This window comes from Arthrobacter sp. Y3225116, assembly GCF_059091245.1.
Map to the genome: position 1 here is coordinate 1 of NZ_JBNHGL010000528.1, position 681 is coordinate 681.

Genomic DNA, 681 nt, shown 5'->3' on the forward strand with positions numbered 1-681 from the left:
GGCGCGCAGGATGCCGAACCGCGTCAGCGCCGAGGCGGCCAGCAGCGCCGTGCCGCAGGCCGCGGCCGCCAGCCTGTGCCTGCCGGTGGCGAGCACCCCCACACCGGCTGCGACGGCCAGCCGCTCGCTCCACTTAAGCATCTGCCCGGGAGCACCCTTGTGCAGGGGTTCCGCGGCCACCGGGTCCATGCCGCGCTCCAGTACCCGGGTGGCGATGACCTCACCGGCAACGCCGAGGACCGCGAGCGCACGGGCGGGCCCGGCTTCGCGGACGGGGGTCGTGATCAGGGCAAGACCGGCCGCGGCGAGGCTCGCGGAACTGACGAAAACGAAGGGCAGGTCGTCGCGGCCGGCATTCCAGGTCGGGTTCGCGGTGTCCGACAGGAGAACTGCGGTGTAGGCGGAGAGCGGTGCCGCGAACACCGCGGCCTCGACGCCCGCCGGGCCCTCGAGCGCGCGCAGCACCGGGCGCAGCGGCCCCAGCGGCAGCCGGGAGCCGGTCAGGCGGTCGATTTCGGACGCCGCCGAGATCCCGGCGCCGGCGCTGAACGCGGCGAGGATCCAGGAGCCCAGGCTCATGGGCGAGGTGGGTTTGATGGTGCGCAGCATGTTGAGGAACCGCTCGGGCCGGCCCAGGTCTTCGATCAGCGCGGCGGCGCCGAGGCCGACCGCCGCGAGGGC

General features: G+C 74.7%; 1 protein-coding gene. It reads right to left on the reverse strand.

Annotated features, from left to right (window positions below; all coding sequences use genetic code 11):
* A partial coding sequence (gene nrfD / locus AC5RV2_RS18775; protein WP_494093587.1) for an NrfD/PsrC family molybdoenzyme membrane anchor subunit occupies positions 1–681 on the reverse strand: 681 nt, incomplete at both ends.